Origin of the sequence: Christiangramia echinicola DSM 19838 (assembly GCF_000423065.1) — a bacterium.
Lineage (GTDB): Bacteria > Bacteroidota > Bacteroidia > Flavobacteriales > Flavobacteriaceae > Christiangramia > Christiangramia echinicola.
In genome coordinates this window covers 149721-168091 of record NZ_KE383973.1, presented here as the reverse complement: position 1 = coordinate 168091, position 18371 = coordinate 149721, and the positions used below count along the sequence as shown (strand labels likewise).

14 protein-coding genes are annotated in these 18371 nt (G+C 37.3%); 5 read left to right on the top strand and 9 right to left on the bottom strand.

The window, feature by feature from the left end:
* Positions 1-41 precede the first annotated feature (41 nt).
* The 9 genes from G530_RS17145 to G530_RS0115995 all read right to left on the bottom strand — a co-directional run bounded on the left by G530_RS17145 (position 42) and on the right by G530_RS0115995 (position 11603).
* A complete protein-coding gene (locus tag G530_RS17145; RefSeq protein WP_035716642.1) occupies positions 42-860 on the bottom strand; it encodes an FkbM family methyltransferase in 819 nt (272 codons plus the stop codon).
* Positions 860-1711 carry a class I SAM-dependent methyltransferase gene (locus G530_RS17140; RefSeq protein ID WP_035716641.1) on the bottom strand — a complete coding sequence of 284 codons (852 nt, stop codon included), beginning with the start codon at positions 1709-1711 and terminating at the stop codon, positions 860-862. The genes G530_RS17145 and G530_RS17140 overlap by 1 nt, the downstream gene beginning before the upstream one ends.
* A 35-nt stretch (positions 1712-1746) precedes the next feature.
* A complete protein-coding gene (locus G530_RS0116030) occupies positions 1747-2568 on the bottom strand; it encodes a polysaccharide pyruvyl transferase family protein (protein ID WP_026935494.1) in 822 nt (273 codons plus the stop codon).
* A gap of 58 nt (positions 2569-2626) precedes the next feature.
* Positions 2627-3487: an ABC transporter permease gene (locus G530_RS0116025; RefSeq protein WP_422678749.1), complete on the bottom strand. Its 861-nt coding sequence runs from the start codon at positions 3485-3487 to the stop codon at positions 2627-2629.
* A gap of 5 nt (positions 3488-3492) precedes the next feature.
* On the bottom strand, positions 3493-5961 hold the full coding sequence (locus G530_RS0116020) for a GumC family protein (protein ID WP_026935492.1): 2469 nt from the start codon (positions 5959-5961) through the stop codon (positions 3493-3495).
* The gene (locus tag G530_RS0116015; protein ID WP_026935491.1) at positions 5961-6749 is read right to left on the bottom strand and encodes a polysaccharide biosynthesis/export family protein; all 789 of its coding nucleotides are present in this window, start codon (positions 6747-6749) and stop codon (positions 5961-5963) included. Before G530_RS0116015 ends, G530_RS0116020 begins: the two co-directional genes overlap by 1 nt.
* A gap of 112 nt (positions 6750-6861) precedes the next feature.
* Positions 6862-7791, bottom strand: a complete 930-nt coding sequence (locus G530_RS0116010) for a GDP-L-fucose synthase family protein (RefSeq protein ID WP_026935490.1) — start codon at positions 7789-7791, stop codon at positions 6862-6864.
* A gap of 2 nt (positions 7792-7793) precedes the next feature.
* Positions 7794-8906: a GDP-mannose 4,6-dehydratase gene (gene gmd / locus G530_RS0116005; protein ID WP_026935489.1), complete on the bottom strand. Its 1113-nt coding sequence runs from the start codon at positions 8904-8906 to the stop codon at positions 7794-7796.
* 1947 nt (positions 8907-10853) lie between these two features.
* Positions 10854-11603, bottom strand: coding sequence for a hypothetical protein (locus G530_RS0115995; protein WP_026935488.1), 750 nt, complete (start codon positions 11601-11603; stop codon positions 10854-10856).
* Between the two features lie 913 nt (positions 11604-12516).
* Here G530_RS0115995 and G530_RS17565 point away from each other — a divergent pair.
* From G530_RS17565 to G530_RS0115975, 5 genes are all read left to right on the top strand, one after another.
* Positions 12517-12705 carry a hypothetical protein gene (locus G530_RS17565; RefSeq protein ID WP_084519502.1) on the top strand — a complete coding sequence of 63 codons (189 nt, stop codon included), beginning with the start codon at positions 12517-12519 and terminating at the stop codon, positions 12703-12705.
* 1412 nt (positions 12706-14117) lie between these two features.
* Positions 14118-15992 (top strand): ABC-F family ATP-binding cassette domain-containing protein, encoded by a 1875-nt coding sequence (locus G530_RS0115990; protein ID WP_026935487.1) that lies wholly within the window; start codon positions 14118-14120, stop codon positions 15990-15992.
* 103 nt (positions 15993-16095) lie between these two features.
* The gene (locus tag G530_RS0115985; RefSeq protein WP_026935486.1) at positions 16096-16470 is read left to right on the top strand and encodes a four helix bundle protein; all 375 of its coding nucleotides are present in this window, start codon (positions 16096-16098) and stop codon (positions 16468-16470) included.
* Positions 16471-16519: 49 nt separating this feature from the next.
* Complete coding sequence (locus G530_RS0115980; RefSeq protein ID WP_026935485.1) at positions 16520-17332, top strand: O-methyltransferase; 813 nt, start codon at positions 16520-16522, stop codon at positions 17330-17332.
* Between the two features lie 288 nt (positions 17333-17620).
* The gene (locus tag G530_RS0115975) at positions 17621-18322 is read left to right on the top strand and encodes an ABC transporter ATP-binding protein (RefSeq protein WP_026935484.1); all 702 of its coding nucleotides are present in this window, start codon (positions 17621-17623) and stop codon (positions 18320-18322) included.
* Positions 18323-18371 lie beyond the last annotated feature (49 nt).

Below are 18371 nucleotides of genomic sequence, written 5' to 3'. Positions count from 1 at the left end.
CTATTCTTATTAAAAAGTATTAAAGTCTCTATAAAATTTTATCACCGGTACCAGATTTCAGAGAGATCAAGATTTTCTTTGCGAGCAATATTTTTCCTATCCAATGGATGTGGTAAACCTTCTATGCGATCTATTTTGCTTATTCTGTCTTTCCGTAAAAAGGTAAATTCAGCAGCTACTGGAACATCCAATCCCTTTATGGTTCTAACCCCACAACAATTATTAGGATGTATATGCACACATTGGTGATGCAAATTTAACTTATCGAACATTGTTTTATTCTGCTGATAAAAATAGGGAAATCCTATTGCTCCGAGACGGTGAACTTCCAGGATTATGACACGGAATTTTTTTAATAATTCAGGTAACAGGCCTGCAATTGCGGCATACTCATGACCTTCAATATCCATTTGTAAAAGCAGCTCATTCTCACTATCCATTTTTGTTGAAGACACCCATTTTTCCAAAGTTATAAAGTCCTTTCGGTTTTTTGGTCCTATAAATTTTTTAATAAAATTAAAACGTTCATCCTTTATTGCCGGACCTGAAACCGAAGCATCGGCCATATAAATTTTCATACCACGGTCTGCACAGTCCTTTTCAAAATCACTGCTAGGTCCTACCCCAGCAGAAAAACAGACATTAACTCCTATAAGATCATCAGGAATAAGATAACCACCATCCAGTTCTCCTCCTAATCTTATGAGATTAAAATTCGTCTTTACTGGCTTCAGTTCATCAATAAATGATCTCAGCTGTTCCTTACTGGGAGTGGCATATACTCTCTGAAGAATATAATATTTAATTCTTTTTAGAAAGGATTTTAATTTTACTTTATTAAAGGATAAAACCTGACTCATTATCTAATAGGTTTCCTGTAAATTATTAACTGACTCCTGGTAATATATTTATTAATACTTTTAGGAATCTTTTTCTCAGTATTCAATGCCCAGATTCGATATTTAGAATTCAGGCCTCCGTAGGGAATTATTCTGCTAATTCGTTCAAGAGCCCCCACTGGTATAATTTGAACCTCATTAAAAACGCCTTTTCCGGCATTTATAAAATGACGAGAGCTAAAAGAACGATCAGGATGAGGATCATTTTGTTTCCAAACTTTAAATTTTTTTCTATTCAGTTTAGAGGGTCGACCTTTCACCGGAATAATCCATCTAATTTCATCAAGGATCCAACTATTTACTGCGGGCTCAAAAAATCTGGCTTCCCCATTTTTTTTTAATAAGCGTGCAGTCTCCTTCAAAAATTCACTCTCCTCATTTATTGTCAAATGGTGTAAAAAAGCCTTTCCTATAACAAAATCGAACTGGTTTGATTTTAATCTATTTTTTAAGAAATCACCTTCAATGAATTTTATTGGGAATTCAAAATCATAGGCCGCATTGAGTTTTTCAATAATTATTCCACTTGCACCAGCAATGTCATTGGCGTAAACTTCCGCTCCTAAAGCAGCCATGATTGCCGCATTTACACAATCTCCACATCCCATTTCCATAACCTTTTTACCAGGAAGGCTTTCTTTAAAATTTTGGCGGTACAATGCGTTCCAGCTTGTATCCTTAGCCTGAGATTTTGATAGAAATCTGTCTACATCTTTAATCCAAAATAAAATATTATCAATCGATTGGCTGCCGTAAAGCCTTTCGTAGTGACGTTTATTTTTTTCTCTATTTATTTCTGCTTCCCTATCCATTAATTAAAAGTCGTTGCTTACATCTGAGATCTTGCTCAATTAAACGGACAGGATTTTTGTAATCCTTCCTTTAATTTATTTAAGACAATGGGATCTGGCAATGAGCTATTATTTCGAAAAAGTTCGTCCACACTAGCCTTTTTTAATAAATTAATATCAGTATCGGGTACCTTGTAATCTTCTATATTTATAGACTTATAATAGTCATAATATTTGATGTTATCTCCAAATACCTTATCGGAGAATTGTAACCAAACAGCTGGAATTCCATAGGAATGAGGGACTATAACTCCATGCAATGAAGAAGAAACTATCCTTTCACATTGTAATATTTCCCTCGTGGTTTCTTCAACATCCATAGTCATCAAATCAATAATCTTAATATTCTCGAATCCACGATAGTTCTCTTCTACTTCTCTATAATCCACATAATGAGGAATAATTCCCAATTGATATTTCTTATGAAGCTTCGGAGAAAAGTATTCAGGCAGTAAAATTGCCGGATCACCGTAAATTTCGGGGCATTCATAACCTAAATCAAGAAGAAATTTTCTAGTTTCAGGTCCTCTTACCGCTCTAAAATCTGCTTCATCTATTGAATGCATTTTATCAACAACACCACTCCCCCACACCACGCTGTGCTTAGAAGCATGTGCTAGAATACTACCTGTACTTAAATAATTCGTTTTATTCCATTTAAACCAGGCTTGTTTTTTAGGATGTACCCATTTGACTTTTTTACCAGAAATTTTTTCTACTAAATATTTGGATAAGAGATCCCCATAATTCTCTTTAGTTTTCCCCATTAAATTAACCTCGCTCCACCAGAATAGAGATATACTATTAGAGTTTTTCATGGATTTGATATAAAGCGAAATAATTTCATGACTGACATTTTGATTTAGATTCTAAGTTCTATACCGTATCAATAAAGTTCTTTTCAGTTCTATTAAAAATAACCAATCCAAATAGAAACAGAATTATAGATACACTAAAAGTATAAAAAAAGCCGGTCCAACTGAAAATACCTGTATCTAACATCATAAATCTAAAACCCTCTATTATTTGAGTTAAAGGATTGTATTTAACAACCCAGTCCCATTCCGGCATTTTTTTGGAAACTTCACTTAGGGGATATGGAACTGCAGAAAAATAGACTAAAAGTGAAGTTGCGAATCCCACAAGAACATTTAGATCTCTATACTTGGTTGTAAGAGAAGAAATAATCATTCCTAAACCTAACCCTAATAAAGCCATCATTAAAACGTATAATGGAAATAATAATAAATTAGAATTAGGCTGAATATCAACATCACTCCAAATCACATAAATATATACCACTGATAACACACCTATTTGTATTCCAAATTTAAAAAGATTCGTAATTACATTGGATAGTGGCATTATAACCCTGGGGAAATATACCTTTCCGAAAATACCTGCATTAGTTCGAAAGGTATCAGAAGTACCCATAAAGCACTGGCTAAAGTAATTCCAGGCGGTAATGCCCACCAAGTTGAATAAGAAAGGAGGAACCTTTCCCGTAGGAATATTCGCTATATTATTAAAGACTAATGTAAAGGTGATGGCCGTAAACATAGGTTGGATTAAATACCATAGAGGCCCAAGGATTGTTTGTTTATAAACAGTTATGATATTACGCTTAACAAATAGAATTAGCAGATCTCTATACCTCCAAATCTCTGGAAAATTGAGACTTATTAATTTTCGTTTAGGGGTTATTTCGTAAAGCCATTCATTACTTTGATTCTCCATCATAATTACTCAAAATTACGCATAAATTTCTTCCAAGACATCTTGAGTTGATGAATCCTGGTGGGCGCTGCACCATAATAACCTTTAGCGTATTTATTATATCCATAGCCATAGCCGTAGCCGTAGCCGTAGCCGTAACCATAGCCATATTTGGCTCGATGAACAAAGTGGTTCAAGACAAAACTTATATTCCTCACTTCCTGTTTATAATATTTTTCATTAATGGTTTCCAGCATTCCCCGCTTAGTATAATCCTGCCTAATTAAATAAAGAGTGGCATCAGCATATTTTACAAGATTTAGTGCATCTGCCACCATACCAACCGGTGGGGTATCCAGGATGATATAATCATATTCGTTTTTTAACTGGGTTATCAATTCACTCATTTTTTCGGTCATTAAAAGTTCCGACGGATTAGGAGGAACCGGACCAGAAGTTATAACGTCAAGATATGGAATCTTACTCTGCTGTATGATCTCTTCGGTGCTTGCCTGGTCTATCAAATAATTAACAATTCCCAGGTCATTGTTCAGGTGAAAATCATCAAAAATTTTGGGCTTTCTAAGGTCAACCCCAACCAGCACCGTTTTTTTCTCACTTAAAGCGAATACTGTGGCCAGGTTCATCGCACAAAAGGTTTTCCCTTCTCCCGAAACGGAGGAGGTAATCAAGACTGTTTTAGCTCCAGTAACCCCTTGCCGTTTATACATAAATTGGAGGCTGGAACGTAATCCTCTGAAACCTTCAGCTATCGATGATTTTGGATTCTCAAATACAGTAAGATTGGAATCTATTTTATTACGGCCTATCAATCCAAGTATAGGAATTGGAGATAATCGAATAACCTCCTGGGCATTATGAATATTCGTATTTAAAAATACCAATAGAAAAACAAAGGTCAATGGGATTAGGCCACCAACCATTACCGCCATTACATAATTCAGTTGGGTGTCAGGTCCTATTCTTCCTCCTCCAATATCTTTTGCCTTATCGATCACCATTACATCACTCACATTAGCAGCTTTTACTAGACCGGCTTCACTGCGCTTTTCCAGGAACATATTATAGGTGCGTTCATTGATCGCATACTTACGTTGTATTTTTAATAAATCCTGCTCTTCTTGAGGTAACTTATCCACCTGCTCTTCGAGACGGGAGATCTTCCGATTAAGGTCATTAAGTTCAGATCTCAACAATCCCTTTGATGAACTTATGTTTTCAAGCAGAATGGACTTGACTGAATTTATTTGCCGGTCGATATCCGCAAAGACAGGTGAATTTTCCTTTAAGGTGTACTGGTAATTCCTTCTTTCCTCAGCCAGTTGAATGATTTTTGATACTCCATTTGAAATACTTCCTTCTGATATACCCGCAACAGAAGGTGCTGGTACTTGGGAATAATCCTCACGAGTGACCAGGTAACTTTCAAGATTTTCATAATAAGCTAACTGCCTACGAAGATTCTCTTTATTCAAATCCAAAGTTGAAAGTTGTCCCGATAATTGGTTACTTTCACTGGAGATATCCAAGATAGAGTTCTGATTTCTGAAATCATTCAATTCGGCTTCAACAGCTTTCAATTGTTCGGCCTGAACTGCCAGAGTACTATCTATAAAGCGAATGGTTTTGGTAGCAAAAAGGTTCTTTCGATCCAACATATTTTCACTTAAAACCGCTACCGAACCGTTAAGATAATCCACTATACGTGCTTTGTTAAGACCAGTCTGACTAAGATTCAATACAGATGACCCTTGAGATTCTGGGCTTATACCCACACTCCTATATCGGCCAACGGCAGAATTGAAGGGTAAAAAACTGATATAAAAAGGTTTCTCACTTGGTGAACCAATTTCCGTTCTTACTACATAACCTGAGAAAAAGGGCAGAACTACATGCTCACCGAAAAGATAATTACGACTAAATTCACCAGCTTCGGTCCTTCGAGTATCCGTTTCATGGGTTTTATAATTAGTTCTTGCCAGGTTCTCAGGTATATTGGCCTCAATGTTGAACCTTTCATCGTCTAACACCTTGATCTTCATGGTCACATTGTGGGACTGGTAAGCATTGGTGTCAGCTATAATATGAAATGGCGTCTGCCCATAAACATCCACTCGCTGGTATTCACCCTGGGCCTGATAATTGATATAGAATTGCAGTTTTTCAACTACCTCCTCGTTATGAGATCGAGACCTCAAAATTGTCATGGCGGTATTAACTTTATCGGAAGTTCCTCCCCAATTGAAAGTAAGACTGGTATTGGAAGTGAAGAAGGGATTCTGATCGTCTTTTATTGAAATCTGGTTACCTAACCTATAAACCGGTAATTTTCGAACATTATTATAATAAGCTACAGCCAGGCTGATCCCTACTGAAAGCAATATGAGCTTCCAGTAACTGATCACTTTAAGAATAAAGCCCTTAAAGTCAAAGGTAGAACCTACATCGGATATGTGATCATCTTCATGCGCCATTACAATCTGGTTATCGCTATTACAGAGGTTACTACTGCTAATAAACTTGCCACTGTTCTAAATATCTCTAGACCAGTAGTCCCTGCTCCTAAGGCTTTCTGTGGTAATGGATTTACCACGATCATGTCATTTGGCTGAATATAATAATATGGACTACTTAAGGCATCAATATTTGTTACATCTATTTGATGAACCTCTTCTCCCTGGGGATATTGTCTAATGATCTGTACATTTTCCCTATCGCCATAATCAGTGATCCCTCCGGCATTAGCAATAGCTTCCATGACGGTCACCTGCTCTTTATAAATGACCTGACTTCCTTGCCCTATCTCACCTAAGGTTGTATACCTGATACCTGCTAATTTCACAGTAACAAAAATATTTGCCTCTTTTTTAAAATATTCTTCGAGTAATTTATTTTCTATTTTCTCCCGCACCTCCTTTTCAGTGTAACCCAGCACGTTGATCTCACCCATCGTAGGGACCCTAATATTTCCGTGATCATCTACGGTAAAACCGTTAAAAAATACATCTTCTTCGGTTGTCGCGTTAGGATTTGCTTCACCGACAGGATTGAACATACCAACAAGTTCCTGATCGAGGGCCTTCACTCTTATACTTAAAAGATCTCCCGTTTGTATACGGTATGGTTTGCGCAATCGCTGAACCTGGATTATGCTGTCCATCTCTTCATCATATTCCTGAAGATAGGACATCTGCTTTGTAGATACGCATGAGGTTAGAGCTAGTATTGCAGCGAATAAAAACAAAAAAGATTTAAATCGCATAGAAGGCTTCACATTGTTTTAACAAATATAGTTTTTACAGGCAAATAATAAAATAATGTCCAATAAATCTGCATACTCATAGCATAAGTATTCTATTTTATTCTAATCCAAATCAATTATCAGAATGAAATTTTTCAGTATAAACCTGGCTTATACCTTCCTTTAGATTCAGTTTATGATGCCAACCTAATTTATGAATTAAAGAAACATCCAATAATTTTCTTGGTGTTCCATCTGGCTTATCGAGGTCCCATTTAATACCTCCCTTAAAACCTGTTATATTTCTAATAAGCTGTGCAAGTTCCTTAATGGTTATATCTTCTCCAGTTCCTATATTTAAGCTTACCCTGCCATTATATTCCTGCATTATAAAATAGCAAGCGTCGGCCAGATCATCTACATGCAAAAACTCTCTTTTTGGCGCACCGGAACCCCAAACTTTTACAGAATCACTTTTATTCATTTTCGCTTTATGAAATTTTTTCAAAAGAGCAGGTAAAACATGAGAATTTTTCAGGTCATAATTATCATTAGGTCCATAAAGATTGGTAGGCATCGCTGAAATAAAATTGCAACCATATTGATAATTATAGGTTTCGCACATTTTAATTCCAGCAATCTTAGCGATAGCATAGGCCTCATTGGTAGGCTCTAATTTTCCGGAAAGTAAATATTCTTCTTTTATGGGCTGTTCAGAAAATTTAGGATAAATACAGGATGAGGCAAGAAAAAGTAGTTTTTTAACCTTGTACTTATAACTTTGATGAATCACGTTATTCTGAATCATCAAATTCTCATACAGGAATTGCGCTCTATATTTATTATTAGCCTCTATACCGCCAACCTTAGCAGCCGCAAGAAAAACATAGTCCGGACTTTCCTTTTGAAAAAAATCTTTTGTCGCTAATTGATTAGTTAAATCCAATTCTTTTGAAGTTCGGTATATAAGATTTTTGTACCCCTTACTTCTTAAAGTTCTAATTATTGCTGAACCAACCATGCCTTTATGTCCAGAGATATAGATCTTAGCATTTTTCTCCATAACTATTCAAAATAATTTAAGGTACTATGCCCACCCTCTCTTAAATATTGCTCCTTTTCAAAAAAATTGAGATCGGCTTTCACCATTTCCTTTATAAGTTCCGCTAATGAATATTTTGGTTGCCAATTGAGCATTTCTTTGCACTTAGTCGCGTCTCCTACTAACAGATCTACTTCAGTAGGTCGATAATATTCAGGATCTATCCTAATAATAACCTGTCCTTTTTTCAATGCATAATCTGAGTTAGTGCAAGAAATAACTATCCCCTTTTCATTTGTGCCTATACCCGAGAATTCTAATTCAATTCCTAATTCACAAAAGGTCATTTTCACCATCTCTCTAACTGATGTCGTAACCCCGGTCGCGATCACGTAATCATCGGCTTTATCCTGTTGAAGCATTAACCACATAGCCTCTACGTAATCCTTGGCATGACCCCAATCGCGTCGCGCATCTAAATTTCCCAGAAAAAGACAATTTTGCATTCCAAGTGCTATTCTGGCTGCTGCCCTGGTAATTTTTCTGGTTACGAAAGTTTCTCCCCTAATTGGGGATTCGTGATTAAAAAGTATGCCGTTGCAGGCATATAAATTATAGGCCTCGCGATAATTAACTGTGATCCAGTAGGCATATAATTTGGCAACCCCATAAGGGCTACGAGGATAGAACGGTGTTTTTTCATTTTGAGGTACTTCCTGTACTTTTCCATATAATTCCGAGGTTGATGCCTGGTAAATCCGTGTCTTTTTGTCTAAGTTCAACAATCTTACAGACTCAAGAATTCGAAGAGTACCCAGCCCATCTACATTACCTGTATATTCAGGGGTTTCAAAACTTACTTTAACATGGGACATAGCTCCAAGGTTGTAAATCTCATCTGGTTGTATTTCCTGAATAATTCGCGTAAGATTCATAGAATCTGAAAGATCACCGAAATGCATTTTGAAGCGAACATTCTTTTCATGCGGATCCTGATAAAGATGATCAACTCTTGCGGTGTTAAACATCGAGGAGCGCCTTTTAATTCCATGAACTTCGTATCCTTTTGATAATAAAAGTTCTGCAAGGTAAGCACCATCCTGTCCGGTAATTCCTGTAATTAAGGCTTTTTTCATATAAATTTTTGAACTTAACAAAATCTTTTACAATGTATAAATTTTGAACTTTCCCGGAAGAGAAATATAAATTTTAAATTCTTTTCTAATTTCTTAATTCAAAGATTTCTCCCTGGGGTCGAAAAGACCTCCAAAGATATATCAGTGCTCTTTAAAAAGACCCTGAATTAAATTCAGGTGGCTTTTATTTTTAATCCTCATACTGAACTTATTACAGCACCTTCCCCTTTTGATAATTAGATCCATGCTCATTGATAAGTGTCTAAGTTTAATTGCTGTTGCCCATACTTGGACAGGCTCAATATGGCAAATGGTAAATTTGTATTTCGAACGAAGCGTAGCGATGTGAGTATTCTACCACCTATAAACTACGAACCACAAACAACCTAAACTGATCATTGTTAATTAATAAATACCAATTGCTGTTGTCATTCCGAACGGAGCGCAGCGAAGTGAGAAATCTCATCTCTAATCAGAACCAAAAAGTGACCCTGAAATAAATTCAGGGTGACGCACCACTTTAACGTCATGCTGAACTCGTTTCAGCATCTCAGAAGATTTATATCCCACAACGGAGAAGACACCACCTACAATTGCTAATTCTTCATTGTAATTGTTATTTCGAAGGAGCATAGCGACTGAGAAATCTCATCCTGCCATCCGAATAGTGATTAATTGAAAAAATTAAAAAAAAGCTAATCCCGTTTATTATGAGACTCTTCGTTTCACTCAGAGTGACAACTAACATTCATCCACAGATTCAAGATAAAGAATCAGAACCCATAACAGACAAAGGAGAAGGTTAACCCCAAATTGCTAATTGATCATTGTTTATTGCTCATACTTCGACAGGCTCAGCATGGCAAATATTAAATTCGTCATTTCGAACGAAGTGAGAAATCTTTTTTCTAATCAGAACCAAAAAGAGATCCTAAAATAAATTCAGGGTTACGTTCATATTTATTCGTCATGCTGAACACGTTTCAGCATCTCAACTTATCTATAATCCACAACGGAATACACACCACCTCACAATTGTTTATTCTTCATTGTAATTGTCTTTTCGAAGGAGCAGAGCGCCTGAGAAATCTCATCCTACCATCCAAACCACAAACAACAAACACCAAACCACCTAAACGGATCATTGTTTATTGATATATAAAAATTGCTGCTGTCATTTCGAAAGAGCACAACGACTGAGAAATCTCTTTTCTAATCAGAACCAAAAAGAGACCCTGAAATAAATTCAAGGTGACGTCCCTACATAACTTTTATGCTAAACTCGATTCAGCATCTCAACACTCTATAGATAATAATTAAGAATCCAAACTTATCGAAAGATTTCCATAGATTTTGAAGTGAGAGGATCGTCAAATTTTAGGCTGTTTGAGCCAACTAGAAAGCTTTTAATATCCTGAACATTGGAAGGCGAGTTCCTAAAATTTAGATCCTAAGCTATAAAATCAGGAAAACTTTCGTAAGCCTTGATCTTTTGTTTCTTTTTCATCAAGGAAAAAGAAAAAGTAAAAAGAAATCTTCTTTCTCTGAAAATCTTCCTTACGCTAATCGAACTTGCTCATACTTCGACAGGCTCAGTATGGCAAAAAATAAATATTCATTTTAAACGCAGCGAAGTGAACAATCTCATCCTAACATTCGAATAGTGATCAAAAGAGTACAAAAGAAGCTAACCCCGTATATTAAAAGACTCTTCGTTGCACTAAGAGTAACAACTAACGGTCATATAAAAATGAACAACAGATTTGTTTGTCATTTCGAAGAAGCAGAGTGCCTGAGAAATCTCCTTCTAAATTCCAATTCATAAATACTTCACAGGAAACCCAGAACCCAGAACCCAGAACCCACAACAGACAACATAAAACAAAACCATAAACAAAAAACCTCCATCCTTTCGGACAGGGTTAATAAAAAATCCCGCTTCATCTTTTAACCTACACTAAGTATACTTAGCGAATTATGCGCTCCGTTTCGTAAAGGATACTGCGTGTTGTTCACCATCTGATAGAACTCTACAAGTAACAGGATAAAAACATTTCCCGCTCCACTGGGAACACTGTCGGGTACAAGTAAGACATCTGTCTTGCTCATATCAATGATCAGGTTCTCTGCCGGACTCACCCCTCCCGAAAATTTTCCGGTGCTGAAATTAACCGAGATAAAAGCTGACCTCAGGCTTACATGGGTTGCGCCCTCAGGTTTGTACAGATTCAATCCCGGGATAAATCCTGCAATACTGATATCCCCGTTTTGTTCATCCACGTTATACTGCGCCAGCAGTATCGACTCCATCGGTGCACGCTCATTAAAGTTAAAGTTCTCCAGCAATGCTTTCCCTTCTTCTGTGGTCAGACCCTGCTGTACCGTGCGCTTTCCACGTAAATTTACGCTGTCCAGCTTCTGAATACCGGACATCTTTTGCATGAGCCTGCTGGTAACCCGGTTGTCCTTGGCTTGCTGCATAAGTTCATTCATTGCCAGCCGCAGCATTTTGCCGGCTTTCGCACTGTCCGTAAACTCCGCTAAATTCTCTCTTGTTCTTGCAAATGCCGGGTCCCGTAGAATCCTCTTGCGCGAAACGCCACTCTTTGTTTTCACAAGGTAACCGTCCTGCCCTTTATAAAAGGTCAGATCCTGGAGGGTTCCCTCAATTTTTAAAATACCGTTGTTTCTTGCCATTTTTTATGGTTTTAATTGATTAATAATTTTCAAATCTAAATGGCTCTTTTCATTCCCGGAAACCCTGACTATCATTTTGGCTGAATTGCTCCATTCTGGCTGTTTTAGTCCATTTTGTTAATTACTGAACGTTTTGTACCAGAATGGTCGTTTCTGTCTATTTTGACCGACTAACATTTCGGAAAACATCAGTAAATACGCTACCTCATAGCAGGTATATCTATACCTTCCCTATATCTTCCCTATGCTTTCTCTCTATTTCAGTCCTTCGCTAGCTTAAGATAAAAACTCCATCCCAGTCAATAATGCTCACTGGATCATTTTAAATACTAAGTCTAAAGATCCTGATCTTGTCGAAGGATCAGCCCTCCCTTTTCACCAGAAAAACCCTAAATAAATGATCATTGTTAAGTACTAATTCACTTATACTAATTGCTGTCCTCATTTCGAAGAAGCACAGCGAAGAGAGGAATCTCATCCTGCCATCCAAACTACAAACCACAAACAACAATCAACCTAAACCGATAATTGTTAATTGATAAACGCTAATCGCTCTTGCTCATACTTCGACAGGCTCAGTATGGCAAATGATAAACTCGTCATCTTGAACAAGCATAGCGATTGATAATTCTCTCATAAAACTTAAACCACAACAAACTATTGGGAACAAATAACCCAAAACGGCTGATAGATCATTGAAACTGTCATTTCGAACGAGCGCAGCGAAGTGAGAAATCCCATCCTAACAGGCAAACCCCAAACCACAAACTGAAAACCCAAAACACACAATAGACACTATTAAAAAACCATAAACCGGAAAAATCCCCTGACTGCAATCCATTGATTTTATATAAATTAGCTAAACAAGATATCGCCCTACCCCCTCTCTTGTAATTAACCTAAATTATTAAAGATGAAAAGGATTTGTATTTACCCTGCAGATGTTTGTCTTCTAACCGGCCGAAGTGAAACCTACTCGCGACGCTTATTGAGAAAAATAAAAACCGATCTGCGTAAGCAGCCCGGGCAGTTCATATCTTTGCAGGAATTCTGTAATTATACCGGACTATCCACTTCAGAAATAGAGGAAATATTTAAATAATTTCCTCCTGAAACAAACCGGTACTCTATTTCCCTAACTCTTAATACATCTAAGGATTAATAAATATTTATCCATAGTCCTGCATCCCATTTAAAAAAATAACCAATGCACCCGAAACACAAAACAGAAAACCTAAACTGATAATTGATTAATGATTATTACTCAGTGGAATTGTCATTTCGAAGGAAGCGAAGCGCAGTGAGAAATCTCTTTTCTAATCAGAACCAAAAAGAGACCCTGAAATAAATTCAGGGTGACGTTCATATTTAATCGTCATGCTGAACCTTTTCAGCATCTCAACTTATCTATAACCCACAACGGAGAACACACCACCCACAATTGCTAACTCTTCATTGTAACTATCATTTCGAAGGAGCAGAGCGACTGAGAAATCTCATACAAACAACCGAATAGTGATCAATTGAAAAATCAAAAAGAAATAAACGCCGTTTATTAAGAGACTCTTCGTTGCACTCAGAGTGACAACTAACATTCATCCACAGATTCAGCATAAAGAATCAAAACCCATAACAGACAATTGAGAAGGTATAACCCCAAATTGCTAATTCTTCATTGTAATTGTCATTTCGAAGGAGCACAGCGACTGAGAAATCTCATCCTGTCATCCAAACCACAAACAACAAACACCAAACCACCTGAACGGATCATTGTTTATTGTTATATAAAAATTGCTGCTGTCATTTCGAACGGAGCATAGCGAAGTGAAAAATCTCATCTCTAATCAGAACCAAAAAGAAACCCTGAAATGAATTCAGGGTGACGCACCACTTTAACGTCATGCTGAACTCGTTTCAGCATCTCAACTTATCTACAACCAACAACGGAAAACACACCACCCACAATTGCTAATTCTTCATTGTAACTGTCATTTTGAAGGAGCACAGCGACTGAGAAATCTCATCCTGTCATCCAAACCACAAACAACAAACACCAAACAACCTAAACTGATCATTGTTGATTGATAAATGCCAATTGCTGTTGTCATTTCGAACGAAGCGTAGCGAAGTGAGAAATCTCATCTCTAATCAGAACCAAAAAGAGACCCTGAAATAAAATCAGGGTGACGCACCACTTAAACGTCATGCTGAACTCGTTTCAGCCTCTCAACTTATCTATAACCAACAACGGAAAACACACCACCCACAATTGCTAATTCTTCATTGTAACTGTCATTTCGAAGGAGCACAGCGACTGAGAAATCTCAATAATTTTGCTCACTCCATTGAGATTTCTTACGGCGCCTTCACTAAGCGGAGTCGAAGTGGTCGAAATCACATTAACCTAAAAGCCAATAACTCCTGCACAATTATCCATTTTCAATTATCAATTGATAATTCTTAGTTCGTACTTTTGACCCTGGAACGGATAACACATAACCGACACTACAAAACATGAATTACCTCTCAGTAGAAAATATAGCCAAATCCTACGGCGAACGCGGGCTTTTTGAAAATATAAGCTTCGGAATCAACAAAGATCAGAAAGTTGGTTTTGTCGCTAAAAACGGAACCGGGAAGACCAGCCTGTTGAATATTCTGGCCGGAACCGATTCTCCCGATGAAGGTCAGGTGATCTACCGGAATGATATTCGCGCAGCTTTTCTTTCTCAGGAACCAGATCTGGATCCAGAACTCACCATCGAGCAAAGTATTTTTTCCAGCGAGAACCCAACGCTTAAGGTGGTGGCGCAATATGAGAAAGCTCTGCAAAATCCTGAGGATGCTGATGCGCTTCAAAAAGCCATGGATGCTATGGAGGCAAATAATGCCTGGGATTTCGAAACTGAATTCAAACAAATTCTATTTAAACTAAACCTGGAAGACCTGCAGGCTGTTGTTAAAAACCTTTCCGGAGGGCAGAAAAAACGCTTGGCACTTGCCAGAATGCTATTGAAAAAACCGGATTTCATCATCCTGGATGAGCCTACCAACCACCTTGATCTGGATATGATCGAGTGGCTGGAAGAATACTTCAAAAAACAGGATTTCACAATATTCATGGTGACTCACGACAGATATTTCCTGGAAAGAGTTTGTAATGAGATCATAGAATTAGAAGACGGGAAGCTGTACACTTATAAAGGTAACTACTCCTATTATCTGGATAAGAAAGAAGAGAGGCATCAGCTTGAAGCTACCAATACAGATAAAGCTCAGCAATTATATAAAAAAGAACTGGATTGGATGCGTCGCCAACCCAAAGCCCGTACTACAAAATCTAAATCCCGTATTGAGGATTTTCATGAAATAAAGCACAGAGCCAGCCAAAGAAGATTAGACCATAAAGTTCAGCTGGAACTAAATATGGAACGCCTGGGAAGTAAGATCGTAGAGATTCATAATATCTCTAAAGAATTAGGTGGAAAGGAACTTATCAAAGGTTTCAACTATACTTTTCAAAAGGGCGAACGCCTGGGAATTATAGGTAAGAATGGAACTGGAAAATCAACATTCCTGAACATGCTTACCGGTAATATGACACCGGATACCGGGAAGATAGTGATTGGGGAAACGGTGAAATTTGGATACTACACTCAGAAGGGTATCAAAATAAAACCCGGACAAAAGGTTATTGAGGTTATCAAGGAATTTGGAGATTACATTCCACTTAAAAAAGGAAAACATATCTCTGCCGAACAACTTCTTGAACGTTTTCTATTTACCAGAAAAAAACAATACGATTTTGTTGAAAAACTCAGTGGTGGGGAAAAGAAAAGACTGTATTTGTGTACCGTCCTTATTCAGAATCCAAACTTCTTAATTCTTGATGAGCCTACGAACGATCTTGATGTACTTACCCTGAATGTACTCGAGAACTTCCTGATGGATTTTCCAGGTTGTATCATCGTGGTTTCTCACGACAGATATTTTATGGATAAGATCACCGATCACCTTTTTGTTTTTAAAGGAAAAGGAGAGATCACAGATTTCCCGGGCAATTATACCGACTATAGAGAATACGAGGCCTCAAAGCCAAAGGCCGAAAAATCAGTTTCGGATAATTCTCAATCTAAAAAAGAGAAAAAGGAATTCAAATCTAACAGTTCTGGCCCCTCTTTAAGTTATAACGAGAAAAAGGAATACAGCAAACTGGAAAGAGAGATCGCCAAACTAGAAAAGAAAAAAGAAGACATTCAGAAAAGATTTCTGGAAGAAATGGATAGTGATGAAATTGCTAAAAACTCAATGAAATTAAAGGAGATCGAAAATGATATTGAAAGCAAAACAGAGCGGTGGTTTGAGCTGCTGGAAAAGTTGGAATCGTAGTTGAAAGTTGTGCGTTGTGCGTTGGGGAATAGTGGAAAGGGGAAAGAGGAAAAAGGAATGTAGAAGAAAATGAGAAAAAATAAATAGTTTAAATTTTATTCAAATGGAAGAGGTAAAATTTAATTTTGAAGATTTAAAGGTTTACCAGAAAGCATTAGATTTTGTTGACCTTGTATACCTAATTACTTCTAATTTTCCAGATAAGGAAAAGTATGGATTAAGTTCTCAGTTTACCAGGTCGGCCGTGTCAATAGCCCTGAACACAGCGGAAGGATCAGGTGATTCTGATGCCCAGTTTCATCGCTACCTTCAAATTGCTGAAGGCTCCGTCAGGGAATGTGTTACCTGCGCAACCATAGCCAATCGCAGAAATTATATCACCCAGGAAGAAAACTTTAAAGCACGCAACATATTACTGGAACTTCTAAAAATGATTAGAAGTCTGCAATATTACTTGAAAAGTAAAAGATCCAATTAAAATCCTTCTATCCTCTTTCCACTTTCCACTAATTTGCCAGATAACAATAATGTACTTCCAACTCAAATCCTACCTAATCTTCCTTTTCAGGTCCCAGAACCAACACGGAATCCACTCCCCTTTTGTTTATGATATGGTAACGAAATGTTTTTATGATAGATCAGATTATAAAGAATATAAACTCATTAAAAACTACCGGAATGACCTATTAAGCAATAAGGATCAAATTGAGGTGAAAGATTTTGGCGCAGGAAGCAGGGTATTTAAATCAAATCAAAGACCTGTATTTTCTATTGCTAAAAATGCGGGTATCACATTGCACCGGGCGAAATTACTTTATAGACTCACCAATTATCTCAATATCAAAAACGCTTTAGAATTGGGAACTTCATTGGGAATTGCCTCCTCGGCAATCGCTTCAAACAGAGCCACCCAGCTTATTACCGTCGAAGGATGTGAAGAATCAGCCCGAATTGCAAGGCAGCAGATCAAAAAATATGACCTCAATAATATTCAGCTGATAAAGGTCCAGTTTGAAACCGCTATTTCTCAGCTAAGCTCCAATATAGAACAACAAACCACAAACAATAAACCTCAAACCTCAGAAAAATTCGACCTTATTTATTTCGATGGCAACCATCAAAAACAAGCTACTCTAGATTATTTCTCTAAACTGCTTCCAACCGCTCACAATAATTCTGTCTTTATTTTTGATGATATCCATTGGTCACCCGAAATGGAAGAAGCCTGGGAAGAGATTAAATCTAATCCTAAAGTTCAGGTTACTATAGATACCTTTCAATGGGGATTGGTGTTTTTCAGAAAAGAACAGGTAAAACAGCATTTTACAATCAGAGTTTAAATATTTTCAGTATTGAATTCTGAACTCCTTTCGATACCGATAATTGGCGGCCTATCGAAAATTCAGCATAGAATTTGAAGTGAAAGCACCTTAAAATTTTAGGCTGTCTGAGCAGAGCGAGTTCCTAAAATTTAGGTGCTAAACAATAAATTCAGCTCAATTTTCGTAAGCCTAGATTTTTTTGGTTCGTTTTTTCATCAATGGAAAAAATGAACTGAAACACTCAATTACCAAATTTGTGTAACAAAAAACCTAAATTCACGTCATACCATTGAAAATTCAGTCTTCATGAGTAAAGTAATAGAGATTCGTAATATCACCAGAGATTTTCCGCTGGGACAGGAAGTAGTTAAAGTTTTAAAAGGTATAGACCTGGATATAGAGCGTGGTGAATATGTCGCATTTATGGGGCCTTCTGGCTCCGGAAAATCTACTTTAATGAATCTTTTAGGCTGTCTGGACACTCCAACTTCCGGATCTTATATTTTAAACGGAAAGGATGCCAGTAAAATGAGTGACGATGAGCTTGCCGAAATTAGAAATAAAGAGATCGGTTTTGTTTTTCAAACATTCAACTTATTACCAAGAACTACCGCTCTTGATAATGTAGCCTTACCCATGATCTATGCTGGCGCTTCTAAATCTGAGCGTGTGGAACGTGCAGAAGAAGTTCTTAGAAGTGTAGGTCTTGCAGATCGAATGGATCACAAGCCTAACCAGCTTTCTGGGGGGCAAAGACAGCGTGTTGCTGTTGGGCGTGCATTGGTAAATAAACCTTCTATCATCCTTGCAGATGAGCCAACAGGTAACCTTGACTCGAAAACTTCGGTAGAGATCATGAACCTTTTTGATGATATCCATAAAGCAGGTAATACGGTGATCCTAGTAACCCACGAAGAAGATATTGCCGAGCATGCACATAGAATTATCCGCCTTAAAGATGGAATGGTTGAGAGTGATGAGAAAAAGAAGATGGTTGAACATTCTTAATCAGAAACTTAACCCTTCGGTTATTTTCTTCATTTTTCTTATATTAGAT